This window comes from Pseudomonas sp. GR 6-02 (assembly GCF_001655615.1).
Lineage (GTDB): Bacteria > Pseudomonadota > Gammaproteobacteria > Pseudomonadales > Pseudomonadaceae > Aquipseudomonas.
In genome coordinates, this window is record NZ_CP011567.1 from 2825910 (window position 1) to 2848992 (window position 23083).

17 protein-coding genes are annotated in these 23083 nt (G+C 56.6%); 6 read left to right on the forward strand and 11 right to left on the reverse strand.

Features of this window, described 5'->3' with window-relative positions:
* Positions 1-4: 4 nt before the first annotated feature.
* From PGR6_RS29320 to PGR6_RS12665, 7 genes are all read right to left on the reverse strand, one after another.
* Positions 5-481, reverse strand: coding sequence for a polyketide cyclase (locus PGR6_RS29320; protein WP_019020906.1), 477 nt, complete (start codon positions 479-481; stop codon positions 5-7).
* Between the two features lie 59 nt (positions 482-540).
* A complete protein-coding gene (locus tag PGR6_RS12640) occupies positions 541-3951 on the reverse strand; it encodes a polyketide synthase family protein (RefSeq protein ID WP_064617435.1) in 3411 nt (1136 codons plus the stop codon).
* Positions 3952-4034: 83 nt separating this feature from the next.
* Entirely contained in the window at positions 4035-5120 is a 1086-nt protein-coding gene (locus PGR6_RS12645) for an acyl carrier protein (protein WP_064617438.1), read from the reverse strand.
* Positions 5121-5238: 118 nt separating this feature from the next.
* Positions 5239-7002, reverse strand: a complete 1764-nt coding sequence (locus PGR6_RS12650; RefSeq protein ID WP_018927947.1) for an FAD-dependent monooxygenase — start codon at positions 7000-7002, stop codon at positions 5239-5241.
* A 3-nt stretch (positions 7003-7005) separates the two neighbouring features.
* Entirely contained in the window at positions 7006-7617 is a 612-nt protein-coding gene (locus tag PGR6_RS12655) for an HAD-IB family hydrolase (RefSeq protein ID WP_018927948.1), read from the reverse strand.
* Complete coding sequence (locus PGR6_RS12660) at positions 7607-9127, reverse strand: class I adenylate-forming enzyme family protein (protein WP_064617441.1); 1521 nt, start codon at positions 9125-9127, stop codon at positions 7607-7609. Before PGR6_RS12660 ends, PGR6_RS12655 begins: the two co-directional genes overlap by 11 nt.
* Positions 9128-9207: 80 nt before the next feature.
* Positions 9208-10221 (reverse strand): SDR family oxidoreductase, encoded by a 1014-nt coding sequence (locus PGR6_RS12665; protein WP_018927950.1) that lies wholly within the window; start codon positions 10219-10221, stop codon positions 9208-9210.
* Between the two features lie 532 nt (positions 10222-10753).
* On the opposite strand from PGR6_RS12665, the gene PGR6_RS12670 reads away from it, so the two are divergent.
* The gene (locus PGR6_RS12670; protein ID WP_064617444.1) at positions 10754-11350 is read left to right on the forward strand and encodes a TetR/AcrR family transcriptional regulator; all 597 of its coding nucleotides are present in this window, start codon (positions 10754-10756) and stop codon (positions 11348-11350) included.
* A 117-nt stretch (positions 11351-11467) separates the two neighbouring features.
* Here the strand turns inward: PGR6_RS12670 and PGR6_RS12675 are convergent, their stop codons facing one another.
* A complete protein-coding gene (locus PGR6_RS12675; protein ID WP_064617447.1) occupies positions 11468-12088 on the reverse strand; it encodes a glutathione S-transferase family protein in 621 nt (206 codons plus the stop codon).
* Positions 12089-12458: 370 nt separating this feature from the next.
* On the opposite strand from PGR6_RS12675, the gene PGR6_RS12680 reads away from it, so the two are divergent.
* Positions 12459-13331, forward strand: a complete 873-nt coding sequence (locus PGR6_RS12680) for a DNA/RNA non-specific endonuclease (RefSeq protein ID WP_018927953.1) — start codon at positions 12459-12461, stop codon at positions 13329-13331.
* Between the two features lie 182 nt (positions 13332-13513).
* Here the strand turns inward: PGR6_RS12680 and PGR6_RS12685 are convergent, their stop codons facing one another.
* The 3 genes from PGR6_RS12685 to PGR6_RS12700 all read right to left on the reverse strand — a co-directional run bounded on the left by PGR6_RS12685 (position 13514) and on the right by PGR6_RS12700 (position 17003).
* Positions 13514-14554: an ABC transporter substrate-binding protein gene (locus PGR6_RS12685; protein ID WP_064617450.1), complete on the reverse strand. Its 1041-nt coding sequence runs from the start codon at positions 14552-14554 to the stop codon at positions 13514-13516.
* A gap of 314 nt (positions 14555-14868) precedes the next feature.
* The gene (locus tag PGR6_RS12695) at positions 14869-16257 is read right to left on the reverse strand and encodes an FAD-binding oxidoreductase (RefSeq protein WP_064617453.1); all 1389 of its coding nucleotides are present in this window, start codon (positions 16255-16257) and stop codon (positions 14869-14871) included.
* 32 nt (positions 16258-16289) lie between these two features.
* Positions 16290-17003, reverse strand: coding sequence for a class I SAM-dependent methyltransferase (locus tag PGR6_RS12700; RefSeq protein WP_064621256.1), 714 nt, complete (start codon positions 17001-17003; stop codon positions 16290-16292).
* Between the two features lie 200 nt (positions 17004-17203).
* Here PGR6_RS12700 and PGR6_RS12705 point away from each other — a divergent pair, with 200 nt between their 5' ends.
* The 4 genes from PGR6_RS12705 to PGR6_RS12720 all read left to right on the forward strand — a co-directional run bounded on the left by PGR6_RS12705 (position 17204) and on the right by PGR6_RS12720 (position 22996).
* On the forward strand, positions 17204-18982 hold the full coding sequence (locus PGR6_RS12705) for a type I secretion system permease/ATPase (protein ID WP_064617456.1): 1779 nt from the start codon (positions 17204-17206) through the stop codon (positions 18980-18982).
* A complete protein-coding gene (locus PGR6_RS12710; RefSeq protein WP_018927963.1) occupies positions 18960-20273 on the forward strand; it encodes an HlyD family type I secretion periplasmic adaptor subunit in 1314 nt (437 codons plus the stop codon). The genes PGR6_RS12705 and PGR6_RS12710 overlap by 23 nt, the downstream gene beginning before the upstream one ends.
* A gap of 2 nt (positions 20274-20275) precedes the next feature.
* Positions 20276-21655: a TolC family outer membrane protein gene (locus PGR6_RS12715; RefSeq protein ID WP_018927964.1), complete on the forward strand. Its 1380-nt coding sequence runs from the start codon at positions 20276-20278 to the stop codon at positions 21653-21655.
* Positions 21656-22279: 624 nt separating this feature from the next.
* Positions 22280-22996, forward strand: coding sequence for a response regulator transcription factor (locus PGR6_RS12720; protein WP_064617459.1), 717 nt, complete (start codon positions 22280-22282; stop codon positions 22994-22996).
* Positions 22997-23083 lie beyond the last annotated feature (87 nt).

Here is a 23083-nt window from a genome sequence, read left to right on the forward strand (position 1 = left end):
TATTTCATACACGGTGCAAATGCGTTCCAGGTTTTTCGAGCCCTGGGGTACTGATGGCATTCGCTCGTTGTTCAGCCAGCGTGCACAGGTTGCGCAGTGCCGTGGTCATTGCCGCGGTCAGCATTTTTCGTAGCAGCCCGCGGTATAAAAAACTCAAGGGGCCAGAGATCTTTGCGCTATGGATGACTTGGGTTTCATTCGGGGAAAGCCTGCGCATCTGGTGATCGAACTCAAGGTCGATCCAAAGCAGTCTTGCCGTGTTCCGATAGCTTTCATGCAGCTTCACTGCTTCCAGTTTCAGCGGCATGTTCAGGCCATTTTTGAGGACGCATTTGCCTCGCGTTCCAGGTTGAAACGGGCCATTGAGTTCGCACTGGCGAACGTCGGTATCCCATAGCGGCGCTTCTGAAAAATTGCTCCAGATATTCCAGATTTCAGCACGCGGCGATTTGACTATGACTTGCACTTTGACATCGTTCACGGCGACACCTTGATTGTTGGGGGCACGGTCATGCGGGAGAGTGGGATCAATTGATTGCCTCAGGCCGCGGGTGCGGATTGACTCAGCACTTGAGCTGTAATGCTGGCTTGACCGATTTTTTCGCCCCGGTTGAACAGGTCGATATAGATGCGGTTGGTTTTGAACGGCTGTTGTGCGTCAAAACCCGCTTGCGGTGCCAATGAAAGCGGACTGTTCCTGGGGATTGGCCGATCCAGGGTGAAACTCAAGGCCAGCAGGTTCATCGGGGTGTTGAGTGGAATCCGCAGATGACTGTGGGCAATCTGCATGTAGCACTGGCGGGCAACTTCGAGGAAATACACCATCGAATGGTGCTCGGGGTCGCCCTCCTGGAAGAAGTGCTCATCCGGCAGTTTGAGCGTGTCCACGCTCAAGCCCTGAGCGATGCCGCTCATGTCACTGACGATGACGTTTTCTTCCCTGGCCTTGTGCAGCAAGGCCTTGTCACGGCAGCGAGTGGCCGTGAACTCGCCGGCGGGCGATTTCTCGAACGCCGAGCTGTAGGCCATCCCAAGGACGCAGGTGCACATCAGCTTTCCGGCTTGCATGACCTTGGCATTGAACACCTGGGAGTCTTTTTCCTGTTCCAGATGCAGATCAATCACACCCTCCTTTTGTACGTATTGCTGGAACTTGATATTCAGGGTTTTGACATACGCGACTCGCCCACTCAGTGGCGGCATGGCGAGTTCAATCAGTTGCAACACGCCCTCGAGCAATAGAATGCCGGGGATGTGATCAAGAGGGTGATCGAAGAAATAAGGGTGCGCTTCATTCACCACGAGCTGGGCGTGCAGTGACTGGGGGCCGCGCTGGACGTTGGTGATTACGACGTTTTCCGGGGAACGTTGCCAGTGCGCCGGGCGCTGGACTTCAGTGCCACGGTGCAGGGCGAAAAGACTCTCCATGGCGCGAACCCGGACACGCAGCCCTGAGAGCAGGGTGTTGGTCAGCATGTCGCTGAGTTGCAGCACGTCGACGCCGTCGTTTTGTGGTTCGCGGACAAGGCTGACAGGGCGGGCAGGCGGGATCACCGGTTGCAGTTCATGGTGGGCCGAGTGAGCAAAACGCAGGGTAAAGGGATGCTTGATGGCAGGAGCGGGTTCGGCCGCAGTGCTCCACTCCCGAAGCTTTTCAGTAAACAACCACATCACTGCCTTGCCGGCTTCGCGAACCTCGATCACCGTGTGAGCCGATGCACTCAACATCACCGCCAGCAGGGTTTCGATGCCACTGGCTTCAGCCAGGAAACCGGTAATCTCTTGCAGAGATCCACTGGCATGAGTCGCGTCAGGTTGCAGCTCGCAGACTTCAATGTTCTGGTATTGACTCCGCTCTTTGCCCAGCAGTTGGCAAGCCTCTTCCAGCGAGTTCGCGGCATGGGCGAGGACCGCCGCGCGGATCACCAGTAAAGGTTTGTCGCTGGCGTCTGGTTGATAGGGACGCAGCGCAATCAGCCCCAGTCCTTCACCTTGCACCGTCGCTGAATGTCGGGCGCGCTCGATCTCGATTTCACCGCTGATAAAGCGCCCTGCACCGAGCAACAGCGTGGTTATGCCGTTCTTGAACCATTGCTGCGATGCCAGCAAGGTTTGCCAGAACAGACCCGGGGTGCCGACCAGTGTTTGATGGAAACCCTTGAAGTCAAAAATCTGCGTCGGGTAACCGGACAACATGTTCGGCAACATGGTTGCCACGTCCGCTACTTCCACGCCCGGTGGCGTGCCTTGAGCCTGGGAGTAGAAGCTGTGAGCGCTGCTGTACGCATTGCTGAAGCGTTCCCCGCCCATGTTGCAGCACATGACCATCGCCGTGCCGGGTGAGCCGGCCACACCCGGCAGGCGTCGCAGCAAATGATTGACGCGATCGGTGATCAACAGCTTGAACGGATCGACATGGGCCAGAGGTTTGGGACCCATGCCGAAACCGTCGATATCAATGACGCGATCCTGCGCCAGGAATTGGCCCAGTAACGGCTGACCTGGGGCAGGGGAGTAATCAACGAAACGCCCATAAGGGAAACTGACTGATGGCGCTGCCGGCCGATCGAGCTGTTGCTTGAATGACTGCAACGAGCCGTGACTGCCGATCGCTGCTTCAGCCTCGACAATCGCAAGGTCCAGCATTAACACGCCGGGGTTGGCTTGAGGGGCGACAGGGCGGTTGTCGGGAATATATTCATCCACTACCAGATGCGCATTGGCGCCGCCAAAACCGAAGCTGGATATGCCTATGCGGATCGCCGACTGCCGGTCCGCGAGGGGCTGTATCTGCTTTGTGGCCAGTCGCAGGCTGGTCTCGTCGACTTTTGCGCTGGTACGGTAGTCGGGCTGAGGTGGAATCCCTTTGTGGCGCAAGATCATCAGCGCCTTGGCGAGCGAAGCGCCTCCAGCAGCGGCCAGTGGGTGGCCAATGACAGACTTGATTGAACCGATGGTGATTTTTTTGCCGTCTGTGCAGTGGGGGGCGAAGAAGCTGTTCAGCGAGTCCAGCTCTGTCGCATCACCCAGCGGAGTACCGGTGCCATGGGTTTCGATGTAGTCCACGTCATTGGGATCAAGACCGATATAGGCACGCTGGTAAGCCGTGTACTGGGCCTGTTTGCCAGGTGCAAACACTGAACCTTCGGCGCCATCGGCGGACATTCCCAATGCCCGTAAAACACCCAGGGGACGGCGCTGCGCAATCAGGGCCTGCGATACAGGTTCGACCAAAAAGGCGACTGCACATTCGCCCGGCACAATGCCGTCAGCGTCCTGGCCGAACGCCTGCATTTGGGCCCGGGCGGAAAAGGCGGTCAACTGCGAGAAGCCCAGAAACAGCGCCGGTGGCAGCACGGTGTTCAGTGCCATGACAATCGCGTTATCCGCCTGTCCGCTATTGACCAGGGCCTGAGCCATGTCGATTGCATAGGGGAACGAACTACAGGCGGTGTCGACCGATAACGCCGGGCCACCGAAGGCAAAAGCCGCCGCCAGTTCAGCCACTTGTTCACCCGGCGTGTAGCCCTGTGGTGCTTCGGTTTTTCCGGACATGCCGGTGACGAAATAACTCTCGTCACTCCAGGATGTTGCGACCACCAATGCGGTGCGTTCTTTGATCAGAGTCGAGCCTTGTCCGGCAAGCTGGGCGAGGAGTGTCTGCAGTACTTTCTTACCGATGGCGACCTGCCGTCCTTCATGCCGTGAAGGGATTGAAGCGTCATCCTTCAGGCAAAAAGCACTGTCCAGGTAAACGCGATCCTTTTCACCTGCCTTTGCTGAATAGATTGACGCCTTATCCAGTTCCCAGCGTGTCAGCATCGAATTGATAGGTGCTATCTGTCCTTGCGTCAGCAAATGCCAAAGCGCATCCGTTGACGGTGCCCCGGGAAACTCGCCGGCCATTGCGCTGAAGCAAAAGTCGCCCTCTGTTGTTACCGCGCCATTCATACCCTGTCTCCTGATTGCCAAAATGCTGGGTGATCTGTCCGATCACCCGGATTCCATGCCATTTTTTACAGCGGCTCAGTGCTTCAGCTCAGTCGTGCCAGAAGCGACAAGGCGTCCTGCGGCGTACGACGCGACATCAGTGCTTCACCGGCAAACTCGCTGGCAGAGCACTGTTGCGCCATTGATTGGCAGAGTGCTTCTCGGGCAAAACCGTTGAGCCCCAACTGTGCAAAGGGCGTCTCAATGTCGATCGACTGTGGCGCGTCCGGGATCAGGGGTGACAGGGAGTTGAAAAGCAGGTTGCTTGCCTGCCCTTGGTCGTCCGTTGTGGCAGGTGCTTGCACTTCGGTAGCGGGTGTTGATGTCGACTCGGGGGCGGCCAGGGCGGCTTTAATCAGGGCGATTGTTGCCTGCGGATACTTGGCGTTGGCCAGCTCAGTGCTGTTGGCCTTGAGTTGCGGCCACAATGCGACGACCGACTCCAGGAAGTCCAGCTGCACGAGGGAGTCCAGGCCCAGGCTTTCATAGCTTTGTTTTTGGTCGATCTGGTCAACCGTAAAACCGGTGATATTCGCCAGTTGTTCCAGTACCCATGCTTCGACATCCACGGCAGGTGCCTGCGGATCGGCTTCAAGTCGCGCCAGCAAAGCGGTAGGAGTGGGGGCATCAAAGAGCTGCGAGGTGAGCTCTTTCTTTTCCGGGAAGTGCTGGGCCAGGGATTCGAAAATATCGACCATGCCGAGAGAGTCGATACCCAGGCTTTCGAAACTTTGATCGAAGTCGATTTGTTCTTTTTTGAATCCTGTGACCGTACTTATTTCGGCGCGCAGCCATTGCCCGTAGTTGAGTGCGGGTGTTTGTTCCGCAACAGGTGTCGATTCCAGTATTACCGGGTTCGAGTGTTCGGGCTCCAGCACCGCAAGGTTTTTATTGACGGGGGCTTCAATCCCATTGGCATAAACGCCCTCGAGGACTTGTTGGTGAGCATTGAAGTAATGCGCGGTGACGGATTCGGCCTGCTCCAGCAAACGCATCAATATTGATTCTTTTGCGATATTGGACTCGCACAGTGAATCAATGATTTTTTCTGAAAGAGAAAAATAGCTGTTGGCTATTTTTCCATTGGACACGATGAATTCCTGCACAACATCGTTGAGTTGGAAGCGCATGAGGTTCTCCTAACCAAAGTCGGTATATGTTTTCTACAAACAAGAAATAACAAGTCTTGGCCCAGGGGTGGGCCTTGTGTGAATCAATGAACCAGGTTGGCAGTAGCCATATAGCGACTTAAAGTTGGAGTTCCACTGCGTCGATCTCGGAAGATGTTGTTTTTCTGGCTCCTTTGAGCAGCCCGGATCTTACGTTCAGATAAGTGAAGAGCGTTATTGCATCGGCTCCCTGGAAAGCGATGTAGCCGTCAGGACGAATCAACATCAACGTGCCCGCTTTGGCATGGTAACGCTTGTGCAGCCGCCAATCGGGGTCCAGCAACGTCGAGTGCCAGGAAGGCAGTTCGGCGCTGCTCAGGGCATCAATAACGCAATAAGCCTTGATGCCCGGGTAGTCCTTCTCCACCGACTCGGCCAGCGAGTAATAGCCCGGCAACAACGGGGAAAACTGATCGGCTGCGCTGAAAATCAACAGCGTGAACGTTCCGTGGAACAAGTCGATCAAGCGCTTTGGCGGCATACCTTGCAGTTGCCACAACTCGACATCGGGTGCCAGTTGCCCGGCGCGAGGCACCGACGTCTGGAATTCGGGTTTCTTGCCTTTTTTATCCCAATTCATGCGCTGCTTTTTCGTCAGCGATTCCTGGATGTAATCACTCTTGCCGTAGTGGTACTGATGACCGGAAATCATCGACGGCAGTTTGCGCTGAACCTTGCGCCTGTTGCTTATCAGTGGCAGAACATTGTCGCGCAGCCAAACGAGGGCGCGATGCTTGACGGTAATCAGTCCGGTCAGTCGATGTGCCGTGTTCTCGACTTCCAGGGCCACCGGGTAACGCTCTTCGTTGTAGCTTTCCAGCAACGATGGATCAGCCAGGCCCTGATCGACATAGGCCATTTTCCACGCCAGGTTATAGGCCTCGGAAACCCCCAGGTTCATCCATTGGCCACCGATCGGGCTGCCGATATGAGCCGAGTCGCCCACCAGAAACACAGAGCCTTGCTGCAACGACTGCACGCGGCGATGTTGGAAAGAAGCGATGGTGGTCGATGAAATATTGGACAACGTCATCTTTTGCCCGCGTCCTTCGCACAACCGCTGAAAGTTCTCCAGGCTCAAGGAAGGGCGTTCACCTTCTGGCGGCAGGTTGTAGGGCATCTCGATGAAAAGTCGATAACGGGATTGAGCGCTGATCGGCGCGACCGCGACATAACCGTCCTGTGCACCCAGGAAGAAAGCGCCTTCGTCCTTGCTTCCAGACCACTCGATATCGGCATCGGCGAGCATGAAGAAGCGGTCGTAGGACGATCCTTCGAAGGTCATATCAAGACGTTTTCTGATGTTGCTGCGAGCACCGTCGCACGCGACCACCCAGCGGCTGGAAAAGGACTCGGCGCTGCCGTCCGCATGCTGAAGCGTCATCTGCACTGAGCCCGGCTGGTTTTCTATGTCGACCAGCTCGGTGTTCCATTCAACATCTGCTCCCAACTTGTTCAGTCGCTCAAGCAGAATCTTCTCTGTCTGCGGTTGTGGCAGGCTGAGGAGCAGGGGGTAGGTGGCGTCCAGGTAGGAGAAGTTGTAGTTCAGCACCCGTTTGGCGTTCGATTGCACCGAAAACTGGTTGATAGTGAATCCGTCGCTGATGGCCTGATCGGCAACTCCCAGATCTCGGAAAATTTCCAGGGTTCTGGAATGGATGGCCATCGCTTTGGTAGCGGTCGAGGGACCGGCATTCTTTTCAATGATGCGAAAAGAGACGCCCCACTTCTTCAGCATGATTGCCAGGGACAGGCCAATCGGGCCGGCGCCTACGATCATGACTGTCGGGGTATTACCGGGTTGGCTGAAGTGCTTGGGGGCCAAAGTGCTCAGAGTGTTCATCGGTTAGTACCAGTTTCTGTAGAAGGGAGAGTTGGCAATGCCGAGCAGGGCATCGTCACCGGATGAATCCCCGTAGGCATAAATGTAAAAGTCATCAAGGTTGCTCAGACAGCCCTTGAGCCGTGTGACTTTCTCTCTCTCAACACAGTTGGTACCTGATATTCCTCCGGTCAGTTTGTTCTTCGCCGTCGCCAGGCGAGTGCCGCAGACATAGTCAAAACCCGCTGCCTGACCCCAGGGAATCAGGTAGTTTTCCGGCGAGTTGCTGACCAGCGCAGTGACATGCCCCATGGACTGATGCCATTGCAGCCGGCGCAGGGCCTCGGGCCTGAGCCAGAGCGGTAGCAGCTCGCTGATGAAATACTTGGCATGCTCGCGCTCTTGCTCAACGGACAGACCGCCCAGATAACAGGCAATGAATGCCAGTCGGGCTTGCATCAATGGCGTGATGCCAACGATTACACTGAGCATTTTGGGCAGCAGGGGAATGATCCTGAGCCAGAACGATCGGGTTCCCACGATATAACGCATGTAGCGCCAGAACGTATGTCTGTCGGTCAATGTGCCGTCAAAGTCAAACACGGCCAGTACCGGTTGTGTGCCATTAGCTTGCATGAATCTCTTCCTTGAGAGAGATGATCTCGATGGTTTTGGGCAACTTGAAGCCCGAGAGGTAGCGCGAGAGCAGGGTAGAGACAGCGCTCTGGGTCAGGTCGCCGCTCCCTTCAACGCACAGGTGCAGTACGTTGACCTCCTTGTTGTCCGGGACGATGTAAGCTTTCGCGCGCACCACATCCGGGTGCTTCAGGGCAATGGATTCGATTTCAGTCAGGTCGACCATTTGCGCTTTGATCTTCGAGATTCGCAGGCGTTGGCAATAGAAGAACACATGCCCGTCGTCGTCCCGCCAGACCAGATCACCCGTGTGTAGCCAACCATCACGGAAGAACCGGGCATTGGCGTCCTCTGCATCGTTATAGCCGTCGATCACCATCGAGCCGCGAATCAGCAGTTCGCCAATGCGTCCAGGTGCGACATCCCGCCCTTCGGCATCGACGACCCGTAGTTCTACGCCTCTGATCGGTTGTCCCATGGCGCCGCGATGGACCTTGCCAATCGAGCTCTGGACAATCACCGGCATGCTCTCGGTCAATCCATAGCCTTGCAGCACCGGATTGCACCCCAGCAGTCTTCCCAGCTTCTCGGCTTCGTCTGCGGGTAAATGGCTGCCACCCGAATAAATCATCAGGTGAGGGTGCAACGGCAACAGCGCGCCCTTGCGTTTGGCCAGTCGTGTATTGAAGTAGCGAATGACGTCGGGCACCAGGCAGGCAAAGGTGACCTTATGCTGGGACAAGACTTCTGCCAGATCCCTGTTGAGCAGGGTGTTAGTCATTAACAGTGTGGCGCCCACGCTCAAGGGGAAAACCATCATCACCGACAGGCCGAAGATGGCATACAGCGGCAGCGTCACCAGATGAACGGAACCGACACCTTGAAGATGAAACTGCTCATGCAGGCCATCGCTCGATTGCGTCAAATCAAGGTAGCGGTGAGAAACGGCCAGCGGTTTACCGATGCCCCGGTAGGTGAACTGTACCGAGACAATCGGATTGCCTTCGGGCAGTAACAAGGGCTCGGTCTGTCGGGGAAGCCGAGAGTCCGCCGTTGCGTTGTCGGGCAGGGGCGATGACGGCTCGCTTGCGGCGTTCAACACCAAGGAGTGCTTAACGCCGTAGTCAGGCTGAAATGTCTCGCTATGCTGCTCGAACAGCGTTTCGGTGGTCACTACCAGCGTCGGTCTGGCGATGCTGATGACACTGTTCATTTCGAATGGCGTCAGTTTGTAGTTGAGGATGACCGGAACCGCACCGCGACCGATGATCGCCAAATAGTAAGCGATGAATTCCACCCCATTGGGTAGAACGAGCGCTACTTTGTCGCCAGGCAATACATTTAATGCTGAGAGTGCGCCATTGCACTCTTCAGCCTTTATACGCAACTCACGGTAAGTGACGGTATCTTCTTCCGCGTCCAGGTTCCTGATAGCAATGTGCTCGGGGAACGACTCTGAAAAACCGACGAACCGATGCAGAAAACCTTCTTTAGATGAAAGGCTTTTCATTTACCAACCTCTCTCAATCCTTGAATTTATGGTCAGACAAAAAAGTACTACAGAGGCAGGCTATATATAAATTGTTTCAATTAAGCATCAATGTAGTTATTTTTCCGATACCAATCCAGGGTATCGGTCAATGTTTCCGTCACGGGGCGGAACTTGCACTGCAATTCTTTCAGGCTTTTGTTGTGGCTGAAATGGGTGCGCCCTTGCTCTTGTTCCATGAGTTTGACAGTGGAAGTGCTGATGAGCACCGGCTTTTTCGTGATTCGGTAATAACCTTCATAGATCAAGGCAATTATACGCAGCATGAACAGTGGCACTTTGCGCTCCGGCGCTTTTACGCCGCTGACACTGGAGAGCGCCTGGAAAATGCTTTTCATGTCCATGTGATTGCCGGCTGCCAGGTAGCGTTCTCCGGATCGGCCGCGTGTGATCGCCGCGAGTTGATGCTCTGCTACATCCCTGGCATCGACAACGGAAAAACTTCCAGGCAGTACGCCGGGCAATTTCTGTCCGACAAAGTCGAGCAGGAACTGTCCTGATGAGGTCGGGCCGATGTCCCCAGGGCCAAACATCCAACCAGGCAATACCATGGCAACGAACATGTCCGGATGCCGCGCCAGGAATTCCTGAACTTTCTGTTCAGACAATATTTTACTCAGGTAGTAATCGTCAGCCTCCGATTCACTGCGAGACATTGTTTCATCGATCACCTGATCTTTATCGCCCTTCAAGACGGCAATGGAGGAGGTATGGACTGCACGACGAATGCCTGCGGCATAAGCGGCCTGCAACAGGCGCTCGGTACCGGTCACGTTAGTGTCATACAGTTTCTGCCAGTGCTTTCCACCTTTGTAACTATCGCGGAAATAGGCGGCCGTATGAAACAAGGCATCACAGCCTTGCAAGGCATGGCTGAAGGCGTCGACATTGAGCATGTCGCCTTCGACAAATTCGACAGGCAGATTGCCGAACTGCTTCTTGGCTTTTTCGACGGAGCGGACCAGTGCTTTTACTTTGATGTTTCGCTTTAAAAGCGCATGAACCACATTATTGCCGAGCAGGCCTGTAGCGCCTGTAACAAAGGCATATTCCATTAAAATCCAGCTCCTGTGGGGTGGTAACCTGCTACTGCATTGAGATTGATGTCACCGCGCTCGATGCTTTGACCAGGCAGGGGGCGTCAACGGCGGCAAGTAAAAACCATTCGGTATCTGGAAATCAAGCGGTATTTAACAGTCGCCACAAGGTCGACGCCCTTGAACCCGACCTGAAACACGAAAATCCTGTGGTTTAGAGCGTTGTCGACAGCAGGCATTCACCGGGATCGGGCGGATTGAGGTCATCGCTAGACATTTTTGCCGTCCGTCGCCTGCCTTCTGGGGGGAGTCAAAAGACACCCTTGCTGACTCGATTCATCAGGGCGCGCGCGTCAGGCTGGATACCAAGGCGCCTGAACGTGCGGGGCCCAATACATGGCATTTACATGGCACTCCTTAAAAGTTTAAATGCAAAGTGATTAAGAGGGCTTAGTATAAGATATGATAGTTAAAACAGGTTTGCGCAGTGAGTGGCAGATCCGTTGCATCCAGTTACAAATAGATTTGTTTGGCCAAAGGAGCCGAAGGCGTGATTAAAAAGAGATTAGGTCGAGAAGAAAGTCAGCAAATAACAAGGGATAAGTTATTCGATACCGCCACTGATCTTATGGTGAGAAAAGGTTTTCACGCCACCAGTGTCAACGCTATTTCCGAGGAAGCCGGTTTTTCGAAGGGGGCCTTCTTTTCAAACTTTACAAGTAAGTCGGACTTGCTTCTGCAGTTAACTCAGAGATTCAAGGGAGTTGAGATTGATCGATTGAGTGTCACCCTGACTTCAGGGTATTCATCGGAACAGCTGACCCATGGATTGAATGCCTATATTGACACGCTTAAAAATAATACCAGTTGCGCGATTCTTGATGCTGAGTTGCAACTGATCGCCTTGCGTGATGAAGAGTTCTCAACGCATTACTACGATCTGCATCAGGAAAATAGTGAAGCCTTGGGTAAGTTGATTACCATCATATTTAATCATGCAGGCAAGAAGCCTCCTTTGGCGAATGCCGCTCTTGCAAGGACCTTCACCGCTTTGTCGGAAGGTTTGATACTGCAAGGGCATAAAGATCCAGCCTCTGAAATAAAACTGGTGTTGAACTCGCTTATCCAGACAGCAGAGCCCTTATAGAACGTTGCCATTCTTGTGATACATACGATATTCGCATGTCCGGGGCTCAGACCTCGGGCAGGATGCGAGCAGCCATGCCCATCTTTAGCGCACACAATGAGGTCTGCGCAGTAGCGCTCAGTGATTCTGGAACGTTTTCAATCCTCGTTGTACGGCGGGCCTGGCTTCGATCGCGTCGAACCAGCGTGATAAGCGTGAAAGCACTGCCCAATCCAGCCGATCACGAAATGATGCCGCAATGGTGAAAGCGGAGATGTCCGCCATGGAGAACTGATCTCCGGCCATAAAGTCGTCGGTAAGAAACCGTTCTGCGTAGACGAGTTGTTCAATGACGCGTTGATCGATAACTGTGGCCGCATCATTAAATCCTGCCTGGCGCAGGGAAAATGCAGCATGACTGGGCCCGATGACGTCCGTTACGAAAAAGAAATAACGATCAAACACCCGGTCGCGTTTTGGTCCACGATGCGCAGGTGCAAGCCGACCCGGAGCTTTTGCATCAGCGAACTGAATGATTGCGTTCGATTGGTTAATGACCAGCGGGGGTGTCGATGAATGGTCGACCAGGGTTGGGACTTTTCCTGCCGGATTAAGCGCCAGGTACGACAAGTCGCGTTGCTCATTCGCCTGCAAGTTCAGTCTTCGTGCGGTGTAGGGGATACCTGCTTCCTCCAAGGCTATTGCAGCCCTCAGACTGTTGCCGGTAGGCGCGCCATACAGCTCTATTTTCGGGCTCATCAGACACTCCCTGAAAATGAATGGATGATTATTGGATGCTAAGTGAAAAGCGGCATACGCGCCTGTCTACAAGGAGTACGCACAAAGTTTCGCGTCAGTTAACCAGTCCGCTTAGGTATGCCCATTCGACGAGCATGGCCAAGTAGAATCTGTACGCCGCTCAGCACTAATGTGACTTGTGATGGTCAATACACCCCGCGCGACCGTCAGCGGTCGTACTGCCTGGCGCCGACCGGATCCGCATCGGCAATTTGATCAAGGACAGTGAAAGCATGCTCACCGCAATATAATCCGCAACCGCTTCTACCTGGTTTCGTAAATCGGGACTCGTCGTACGTTTACCCCTCAATCCAATTCGAAGATTTAAAGCATGCACCTACGCAAAATTGCAGTTGGGCTGTCGGCCCTTGTTTTGCTCTCGACCGGGGCACAAGCCCGCAGTCTGCTGGATTTCATCAAGCCGCCCACCCAGCATCAGCAACAAACCTCCCACTCGGGCTCGATCAGCCAGAGCGCGGCGCTGGAACTCTATTCAAACAAACAGAAACAGGCATCGTTTGACGGCTGCGCGGATCTGTTCCCGGCCGCGAAACCGATCAACATGGCCACTGTGCCTGCCACAATGAAACCCTTGGCCCTGTGTTCCGATAACTTCGCGGTGCTGTACTCGCAAACCAGCAAGACACCGCTGGTAGTGGTCGAACGCCTTAATGCCGCCCAGCTGCAGGATGCCAAAGGGGAGGAGCGCACCAACCAGTTCTATCCGGACCCACGCATTCCCAAGAGTGGGCGGGCAGAGTTGAGCGACTACCGTAGCCAACATCCGGCCGTGGACCGTGGCCATCAATCCCCGGCGGCCGATGCACCGAACCCCAATGCAATGGCCCAATCCTTTGCGCTGTCGAACATGGTGCCGCAAGACCCAACCAACAACCGGAAGATCTGGAGTAAGGTCGAGTCCGATGTCAGAAAGTTTGCCAAACGAGCCGATGGCAATGTCTTTGTCTTTACCGGCCCGCTCTTTGATTCAGGCCACGGCACCGTCGGCGACAACAAGGTCTGGGTGCCGACCCGCCTGTTCAAACTGGTTTACGACGCATCGTCCAAGCGTGCCTGGGCTTACGTACTGCCCAACGCTGAAACCCGCATCGAGAAACCGATGGACTATGACGCTTTCGTGAAGAGTACCGGGCTCAACTTGCTGGGAAATCTACCGGTCACAGGTTCCGTGGGGCGCTCTTGATGGCTTGATTGATTAATCCGTAGCAGCTGTCGAGCCGGGGCGAGGCTGCGTTCGGCTGCGCAGCAGTCGTAAAACCAGAACTTACGGTGCATCAGGCAGACCGCGTCAGCCGGATTCACGACTGCTTCGCAGCCGAACGCAGCCTCGCAGGCTCGACAGCTGCTACAGAGAGTGTGTCGCGGCTAACGCGCCGCCCAGGCATTGAAGTGTTCTTCCAACTCCTCGCCGTGGTCCACCCAGAACTCCGCATCTACCGACTGAGCCTTGGCCAAGTTGGCTTCGGCCGTCGGCAATTGCTGGCGTACTGGCTCCGGCAGCAGTGCCAGGGCCTGGCGGTGGACGGGGCCGTAAGGGATGTTTTCCGAGAAAACCTTTTGGGCCTGCGGCTGGCTGGCAAACGCGATGAAACGCTCGGCCAGCGCCTTGTTCGGCGACCCTTTGACCACGGCCCAGTATTCCGGGTCGTACAGGCTCTGGGGCCAGACGATGCTCAGGTTCATGCCTTCTTTCTGCGCCGAGGCGATACGACCGTTGTAGGCGGCACTCATCACCACGTCACCGGCGATCAACCACTGCGCTGGTTGGGCTCCGGCCTCCCACCACTGGATGCTCGACTTGATCTTGTCGAGCTTGGCGAAGGCTCGGTTCACGCCCTCGGGGGTGCCCAGCACTTTGTAGAGCTGGTCAGGCTTGACGCCATCGGCCAGCAGAGCGATTTCCAGGGTGTACTTGGCGCCTTTGCGCAGGCCGCGCTTGCCCGGAAAGTCGGTTACGTTCCAGAAGTCCGCCCAGGAAGTCGGGGTCTTGGCCAGCTTGTCCTTGTTGAAGGCCATGACCATCGACCAGACGTAGGTGGCCACACCACACTCGGTCAAGGTCCCCGGTACGAACTGGGCCTGGTCGCCAAAACTGGCCTTGTCCAGTCGCTCGAACAAGCCGGCATCACAGCCACGCAACAGTTCCGGACTCTCCACCTCGACCACATCCCAGGTGGCATGGCCCACATCGACCATGGCCTTGATCTTCGACAGTTCGCCATTGTATTCGCCGGCGACGATGCGTCCTGCACCGCTTGCATTGAAGGGTTGGAAATAGGCCTTGTCCTGGGCCTGCTTGGTGGCGCCACCGAACGAAATGACAGTCAGGGCCTGGGGCTCGGCGAGCACGCCGGTGCACAACAGGGCCAGGGAAAAAGGAACACAGGTACGTAAGGATAAAGACATGGAACGCTCCCACAGCTGGTTTTTAGAATGGTGTAAAGCCGGGCAGTGCTGGCCAGAGGCCGATAAGGTTCCACCGTGCCGGGCTCTTGGGGCCGGCATCGTCATGAAAAAAGCTTTCATCCGGGAAAGCCGGACCAGAGGTGCTCAGTGCGGTTTGATAGTGCGGCATCAATCGGAAGAGGAAAATTATTAAAAATATGCTTGGGAGCTATAAAAAAGCTCTTCAGCAGTGGGCACTGCTGATTCGTACAGCGGAGCGTCGGCCTGGCCCGAACACTGGCATGTGGACGTACTAGCAAGCCTCGGGCCTCGCGCTACCCCATGTAGTACTTGTCCCAGAGCTTGTTGCGGAATCGCTTGCCCGGATCGTATTGCGCCTTGAGTGCGAACAGGCGTCGCGCGTTGGGGTAGGCGCGTGTGAACTGTTCTCGAGTTGCATGCAGCTGGTAGGGCAGATAATAAGTCCCCCCAAGCGACAACGCGGCGTCGATAAGTTCGCGTGTCCACGCGCCGACTTCCTCACGGTCAGCCACGCTGACGTGCTGCCAGTAATAGAGTACGAATGAAAACACTTCTTCGCGTGCCCAAGACAGACACGAGTCGGGGGCGCCCGGCGAGTGCCGGATAGAGACGTTGACCGCTTCAACCTGGTGCGCCTGCAGGATGGTGGTCAATTGCTGTACGAACGCGTAGAACCGGGCGACCGGTACAAAATACTCCTGCAACGCGTAGGTGCTGTTTCGGGTTGCGATAGGCCCGAGCGAGGCGACGTCCGCACTGGCCTCATAGTTGCGCCGTACAACCGGGTGGCTGAGATAGCGCAGTGGATCGATCACATCCTTGCGAATCAACGGGCCGCCGGGAAGTTTGGCCACACTCCACATGGCGATCTGGTCGAATTTGTACGATTGCCCCGGTGCGATCAGCCTGTCTGCGACTGTCAGCTCTTTGTCCGTGGTGCGCCAGGTGACGCAAGTAGCCTGGTCAAAGTAGGGGGGAGCCAAATCGGCGTTGTGCAGGATTGCCTGTTCGTTCCCGCGGATCTGTTCGTTGAAAAATGTCGGGTAATCGGCAACTGACAGTCGGTGTACCTGACGTTCCATCGTGACATTGGACGCAAGGTCCAATTCGACCTCAGTGATGACCCCCAGCGCGCCATAGCCACCGATGGCTGCGTGGAACAAGTCGGCATTTGCGCTGCGGGATGCTTCTACTACCGAACCGTCGGCGAGCACCAACTGGAGGGCACGCACCGAGTTGATCACCGGGCCGGCGCCGACATAACGCCCATGCGCATTGACCGACAGCGCCCCGCCGACGGTAAAGTTGGCATAACTCTGCATGATTTTTACCGATAGATCGTGTGGGTCGATAACCGACTGCAGGTCACGCCACCGCAATCCCGCTTGCACGCGTATGACCCTGCTCTCGGGCGAGTAATGGATCACCTGATTGAACTGACGCATGTCGATGTGCAGGCTGTCCTCGGTGGCAATCTGTCCGCCCATGCTATAGCGGCCACCACCAATGCAGACCGGGCCAGACCCTGCGGCGAGCGCCTGCCGAATATCATCTGTCGTATGCGGGGTGAGGAGACGGTTAACCCAAATCGGGTTGAGAAGCGTGACGTCGTTAACCAGGACGCCTGAAGACGCAGCCCATAACCGCCAAGGCGACAGTGCATTGACTGCTATGCAGGTCATGCCAGCCTCGAGTAGTTTGCGCCGTGTGAACTTCACTGTGCCCCACGCCTCGCCTGAGGCTGCTCTATTCCCGAGACATCCCATCGCTCAGCCACCAACAACAACGACTGCGGCACCGGACTTTGCGGGTGCTGCGGCTCCTGCAGGGCGGCCAGCCGAAAACCGGCCATGTCCAGAGCATTGAGCCAACTGGACAACGTTCGGAAGTACCACGGCATGGATTGCCACTGCCCCTTGAACCCGGCGAAGGTTTCTTCCCGCCAACCGTCCTGATAGTCGCCCGCCGCCGCGGTCCACGGATGCAGCGTCTGGATCACCAGCGCGCCACCGGGGGCGAGCAGGGCGTTCATGGCGGCGAGCAGGGGGATGATGTCCTGATGCAACAGGGCGAAGTTGGCGCAGATCAGGTCGTAGTCGCTGCCGATGTCCACCTTCGCCTCGACCAACTCGTCATAGCTCGCCAAATGCACCCGCGAAGAGCCCGCCGCCCGTGCTGCCTCGACCAGTGTCGCATCGCCATCCACACCGACCGCCTCGATGGCCCGTTCAGCCAGCGCCCGCAACAGCCAGCCCTCGCCGCAGCCCAGGTCGAGCACGCGCTCGGGTTGGCGGCCCAGTATCGCCAGCAGGATTGCCTGGTCGGTGACCTTGAGGCGGCTTTCGATGGTGCCGGTGCGGATAGCCTCGATCCAGGGCTTGGCGTTGTGGTGCCAGCTCTGGAGGAGGGTGGATTCGGGGCTGGGCATTTCGATGTCCGCAGTGATGGGTTGGAGGGAAGGATAGGACAAGTACTGGCGGAACGGATCTTGTCGGTGACGCTTTACTTGCATCCAGTCGAAAACGGGGGGTGAAACCCGTTGTCCGGGGCGATCTGGCCAACGGCTGCGCACAGTCGTTCGGCATGATCTAAGCTCCTCAAGGTATGACTTTCCGAGCAGGGGTTTCCATGCGAAACACACCTGAAAACAGTCTGAAAATAGCGTTGAAAGCCTGTAGAGACAGCTTTGTTTCTGTTGGCTTTTTCAGCTTTTTCATCAACGCGCTGATGCTCGTTCCTACCTTCTATATGCTTCAGGTGTATGGACGAGTGGTCACCAGCGGAAGTCTGACGACCCTGGCGATGCTGACGCTGATCATGACCGGGTTGGTGGTCACACTCGGTTCCCTGGAATGGGTGCGTTCACGCATCATGGTTCGGGTCAGTACCCGGCTGGATGTGTTGCTGAGTCGCCAGGTCTATAAGGCCAGTTTCAAACGGGCGCTGGAAAGTGGCGGCATGGATGCCTCGGCCCAGTCACTCAACGACTTGACGGGCTTGAGACAGTTTCTCTCCGGTAATGGATTGTTCGCCTTTTTTGATGCGCCCTGGTTGCCTATCTATGTCGCTGTGATGTTCATGTTCCATCCCTGGTATGGCTGGGTAGCGGTGGGCAGTGCGTTGTTGTTGTTATTTCTCGCATTTCTCAATGAGAGGTTGACGGGGCCGACACTTGCCCAGGCCAACAAGGAACATATCAGCGCGACGCTCCACACCACAAAAAATCTGCGCAACGCTGAAGTCATCGAGTCCATGGGCATGCTTGAAACCCTGATGGACCGTTGGGGGCGTCGCCAAAGACATGTCCTGATGCTGCAGTCCGGCGCGAGCGATAGAGGTGGCATCATCAGCACGCTTTCCAGGTCCTTCCGGATCCTGGTGCAATCGCTGATCCTGGGGCTGGGGGCGTACCTGACCGTGGATCACCAGGTGGGGCCAGGCATGGTGTTTGCCGGGTCCGTGCTGCTAGGGCGCGCATTGGCTCCCATCGATCTGATCATCGGCAGCTGGAAGGGCTTTATTGCGGCCCGCTCGCAGTACCGCCGTCTCAACGACATCCTCGATAAACAGCTGGCTCAGCCCGAGCGTATGACACTGCCTGCGCCTCAGGGGCATGTGCAGGTGGAGAATCTGATCGTCGCGGCACCTGGCTCGAAAACCCCGATCATCAAAAACATAAGTTTCAGCGTACCTGCCGGCTGCATTGTCGGAATCATCGGTCCAAGTGCCGCGGGCAAGTCCACCCTGGCCAGGGCACTGATGGGGGTATGGGCGCCGCAGCATGGGGTGGTCCGGCTCGATGGCGCGGACATCAGCGCGTGGGACAAACATGAACTCGGGCCGTACATAGGTTACTTGCCCCAGGACATTGAATTATTCGAAGGCAGCGTCAGCGAGAACATTGCCCGCTTCGCCGAGGTCGACTCCGAGAAAGTCGTTCTGGCGGCCAAGTCCGCCGGGGTTCACGAAATGATTCTGCTGTTGCCCGATGGCTATGACACCGTCATTGGCAGCGATGGCGTCATGCTGTCGGGAGGGCAGCGCCAACGCATCGGCCTGGCCCGTGCCCTGTATGGCAACCCGCGGCTGATTATCCTCGACGAGCCCAATTCCAATCTCGACGAAGTCGGTGATCGTGCCCTGGCGGTGGCCATCCAGCAGCTCAAGCTGACAGGTGCAACCGTTTTTGTGATTACCCACCGAACCAACATTGTGTCCCAACTTGACCGGCTGATGGTGATGAGTGATGGCGCCATCAGTCTCTATGGACCACGCGAACAAGTGCTGGCCGAACTCGCGCAGCGGGCACAAAAGCACGCCACGCAAGCAGGCGCAAGCGTGGCTTCGGTGGCTACTCGCAAGGGTGATGCCGATGAACAGTACGATGCTCAGTCGTCAAACAGATAACTTCGCCGACCTGGCGGTCTCTGATCGAAAGATCCGTCGCCTGGGTTTTGGCATTTTATTGATGACCTTCGGGGTGTTCGGCACCTGGGCGGCGGTCGCACCGATCGATGGCGCGGCTTACGCGCCTGGTGTGGTCACCGTGCAGGCTTATCGGAAAACGGTACAACACCTCGAAGGTGGCATCGTCAAAGAGGTGTTGGCCCATGACGGTGACATCGTCAAGCAGGATGACCCGCTGATTATTCTCGATGATGCCCAGCTGCGATCCGAATACGAGATGACCCGAAGCCAGCTCATTGCCGCCAGAGCCATGGAGGCAAGACTCAAGGCTGAGCGGGACAATCTGCCAGTCATTGGCTTTGACGTCATGACCGATGCCGACAGTCTGCGAGGTGCCGAGGCGCGCCAGGGCGAGACCCAGGTATTCAACGCACGACGGGGGTCACGGTTGGGCCAGATATCGGTGCTGCAAGAGCGCATTGGTCAGTTGAATCAACAGATCAAGGGGCTGGAGGCGATGATCGGGGTCAAGAGCCAACTGAATAAATCCTACAGCGGTGAAATCGTTGAATTGACAGACATGTTGTCACAAGGGTTCGTCGACAAACAACGCCTGCTTGAGCAGCAGCGCAAGCTTGAAATGGTCAAGTCCGAATTGGCCGACCATCGTTCGACCATCACCAGGACGCGCCTGCAGATCAATGAAACACAGCTGCAGATTCTACAAGTCGATAAAGACTTCAATGCCGATGTCGCCAAACAATTGGCCGATGTCCAGACCAAAATCTACGACCTGCAAGAGAAGGCTTCCGCCCTGGAAGACCGGCTCAGCCATATCATCATCCGCGCACCCGAATCGGGCATGGTGATAGGCATGACGGTGCATACGATTGGCGGCGTCGTGCGCTCGGCGACGCCTTTGCTGGACATCGTTCCCTCGGTTTCTGAACTGGTCATAGAGGCCCAGGTGGCGCCGGTCGATATCGATCGCATCGCCATCGGCAAACGTGCCGATATCCGTTTCGGCGCGTTCAACAGTGCGACCACGCCGGTGATCCAGGGCGAGGTCATCAGTGTCTCGGCGGACCGGCTGGTCAACGAAAAGACCGGGACTCCCTATTATCTGGCGCGGGTCCGGGTCACCGAAGCCGGCGTGCGCGCCTTGGGTGATCGCAAATTACTGCCAGGGATGCCTGCGGACGTGTTGATCATCACGGGGCAACGCACGCTGTTGCAATACCTTCTGCAGCCGGCCCGCAATGTCATCTCTCAAGCGTTGATCGAGGAGTGATCATGCGAGCGTCGACAGTTCTGCTGGGTGGGGCGTTCATGTTTGCCGCGGGTGCCGTTCTGGCGCAAACCACTGAAGCAAAGCCGACCGGGGTCAGTGCCTCGACGTATTCCACGGATCTCATGCAGTTGTACCGCGAGGCCCGGCTGGAAGACCCGCGAGTGTTGGCCTCGTATGCGCGAGCGAAGGCGGGCGAGGAACATCAACGCGAGGCCCTGGGCTCGCTGTTACCACAGGTATCGCTCAACGCCGGGCAGAACCGGATTCATCAGGAGAGCGACCTGGTGCAGCGCAGTTACGATAGCGAAATCTACAGCCTGGTGCTGCGTCAGTACCTTTACAACAAGGCCGCGTGGGAGAACTACCAAAGATTCAAAAGCCTGGCCAAGCAAACCGAATCAGAAGCGCAGGAGGCCCAGGCCGAGGCTACAGTGGATCTCGCCCAGCGTTACTTCGCCGCATTGGCGGCCGAGGATGAACTGGAGTTGGTAAAGGCGGAGCGTCAAACCACGCAAAAGAGCCTGGACAGGGTCAATGCGTTGTACGAAAAGCAGCTGGCAATGATTACCGATCAACTCGACCTCAAGGCCCGGGTCGATTTGCTGGCGGCGCAGGAACTGGATGCCCAGAACCAGGCCAGTATCACTCGCGAGGCATTGGCGGAGATCGTCGGTCGGCCGGTCAAGGAGAAGCTCAACCGGATTCGCGATGACGTGCAACTACAAGTGTCGACGCAGAGTCTTGAAACCTGGGTCCGCGAGGGGATAGCGCAAAACCCGGCGCTCAAGGCCAACGAAAGTGGTGTCGAGGCCGCAGGCGCTGCGTTGCGCGGCGGCAAGGGCGGGCACTATCCGACCGTGAGCCTGTCTCTGAGCGCGCAACAGACCAACGAGGGCTACAATAACTCCCTGGCGCCGCGTACCGACAGCTATGTCGCCGGTATTGGCGTGCAAGTGCCGATATACAGCGGTGGTTCAACCTCGGCGCGGGTGCGTGGGCTCTACCAGGATCAGATTGTGGCGGAGCAGCAACTGGAAGCAGTCCAGCGCCAGGTGGTCAAGGAGATCACCACCGCTTACCTGACGGCCAACTCGAGCGCAGAAAAGATCAGTGCGAGCCGGCATGCCCTGGCCTCGGCACAGCTGTCCAGAGTGGCGGCAGAAAAAGGACTCAGTTACGGAATGGTCAATGCCGTCGATGTACTGACCAGCGTACGCAACGAATTCCGGGCTCGTCGTGATCTGCTCAAGACCCAATACGACTTCGTCACCAATGTCTTCACGCTCAATCGCTGGGCGGGCAAGCCGCCTGTCGAGAGTGTCGAAAACGTCAATGCCTGGCTGAGCCCCCGCAGCTCCAGCCAAAAACTCACATCCCCCTGAACTTGCCAGCAATACCGCCGTTGTAGACCCTCCACGCCAGGCTGGTTTTTCAGTGCCTGCCCGCGGGCCTGGGGCCGGCTCGTGGGTGGCTCGGCCAGGCGGATTTCGCCGATAAATTGACGCTGTTTTTATTGTCATACTTTGCCGCACGCCACTCGTCGGTTAATTGACGATTTTGATCGGGTCAGACTTTAGCCGCAGGTCGCCGGTGGCGAGCCTAAGACCTTGATTTTCTAGGGGAGATGGCACCGTTGGGAACATCAGCCGGGCTATCCGCGTGAGGTTGAGTCGACGACTGGCGGATGGCTGGGCCGGCAGCGCGCCGGGCTGGCCTAGACTCAGTTGAGCGGTTCGCGGGAGCACATCATCAAGCGCAAACTATTGATGATTATTCCTATTTTTGTTGTTTCGATGGCTTTTGCCCGGCTTCTGGGAACGTCCGCAATCCCTGCCGGTGCAACGGGTGGAAGTGTCCCTCAGGGCTAATACCCGGGCGGGCACTGTCAAGGCCTGACGGCGCTCATATCTGTCCATCAATCGTGATGGACAGGTGAATGAGCTGTTGATCCAGGAAGGCCAGCGGGTGGAGGCCATCGTTCATTTTTCAAGGGAGTCAGGACGGTAATGACGACCCAAATAAAACCAATAAGCGTGATGCTGATCGACTGTCGTCCTCTTGTTCTTATGGGCCTTCAAGACTTGATCAATGCCCGCAAGCCTCAGATGGAAGTGAGCGGGCAGGCCACCACCTATACCAAAGCGCTGGATCTTGCCGATCAGTTGCGTCCCGATGTCGTTTTTTTCAGTTTCTTTCCGGATGCGCTGAACCCATTGGCGGTCGTCGCGGGGCTCGCCCGCAGCGCCGAAATGAAAGTCCTGGTGCTCAAGAGCCTGTACGAAACCGTCCCTGTTGCCCAGGCAATAGAGGCGGGCGCACGCGGCGTCGTGCTGGCGGAAGACCCGACGGAATCGATCATCCGAGCCATCATCCAGGTCCACCATCGCGACATCGGGCTGGATAGAGCCTGGGTCGGTGGGCTTTCCGACTATGCCGCGACCGGGCATATACCTTTGAAATGCAATTCGGAGCAGGCGAAACAGGCGCGGCTGACGCTGCGTGAAAAGGAACTGATTCGCGCCATCGTGGGGGATCCGTCTGCCAAATACATGTGCATCGCCGGGCGCCTGGGTATCAGCGAGCACACCGTGCACAACCACCTCAGTAATATTTATCAAAAGCTTAATCTCGTTAACCGGATCGACTTGCTGATATACGCACAGAAGCACGGGCTCACCAACAACGAAGAACCGCCCGAGTCCACTTGGGTGCAACTGCGCTGAATTTCTTCGGGGCGCCCAGCCGTCACTGTGTCGCCGTTCGTGAGCCTCATATCAGACCTGTAAGGCATGCGAGGGTGGTTTCTCACC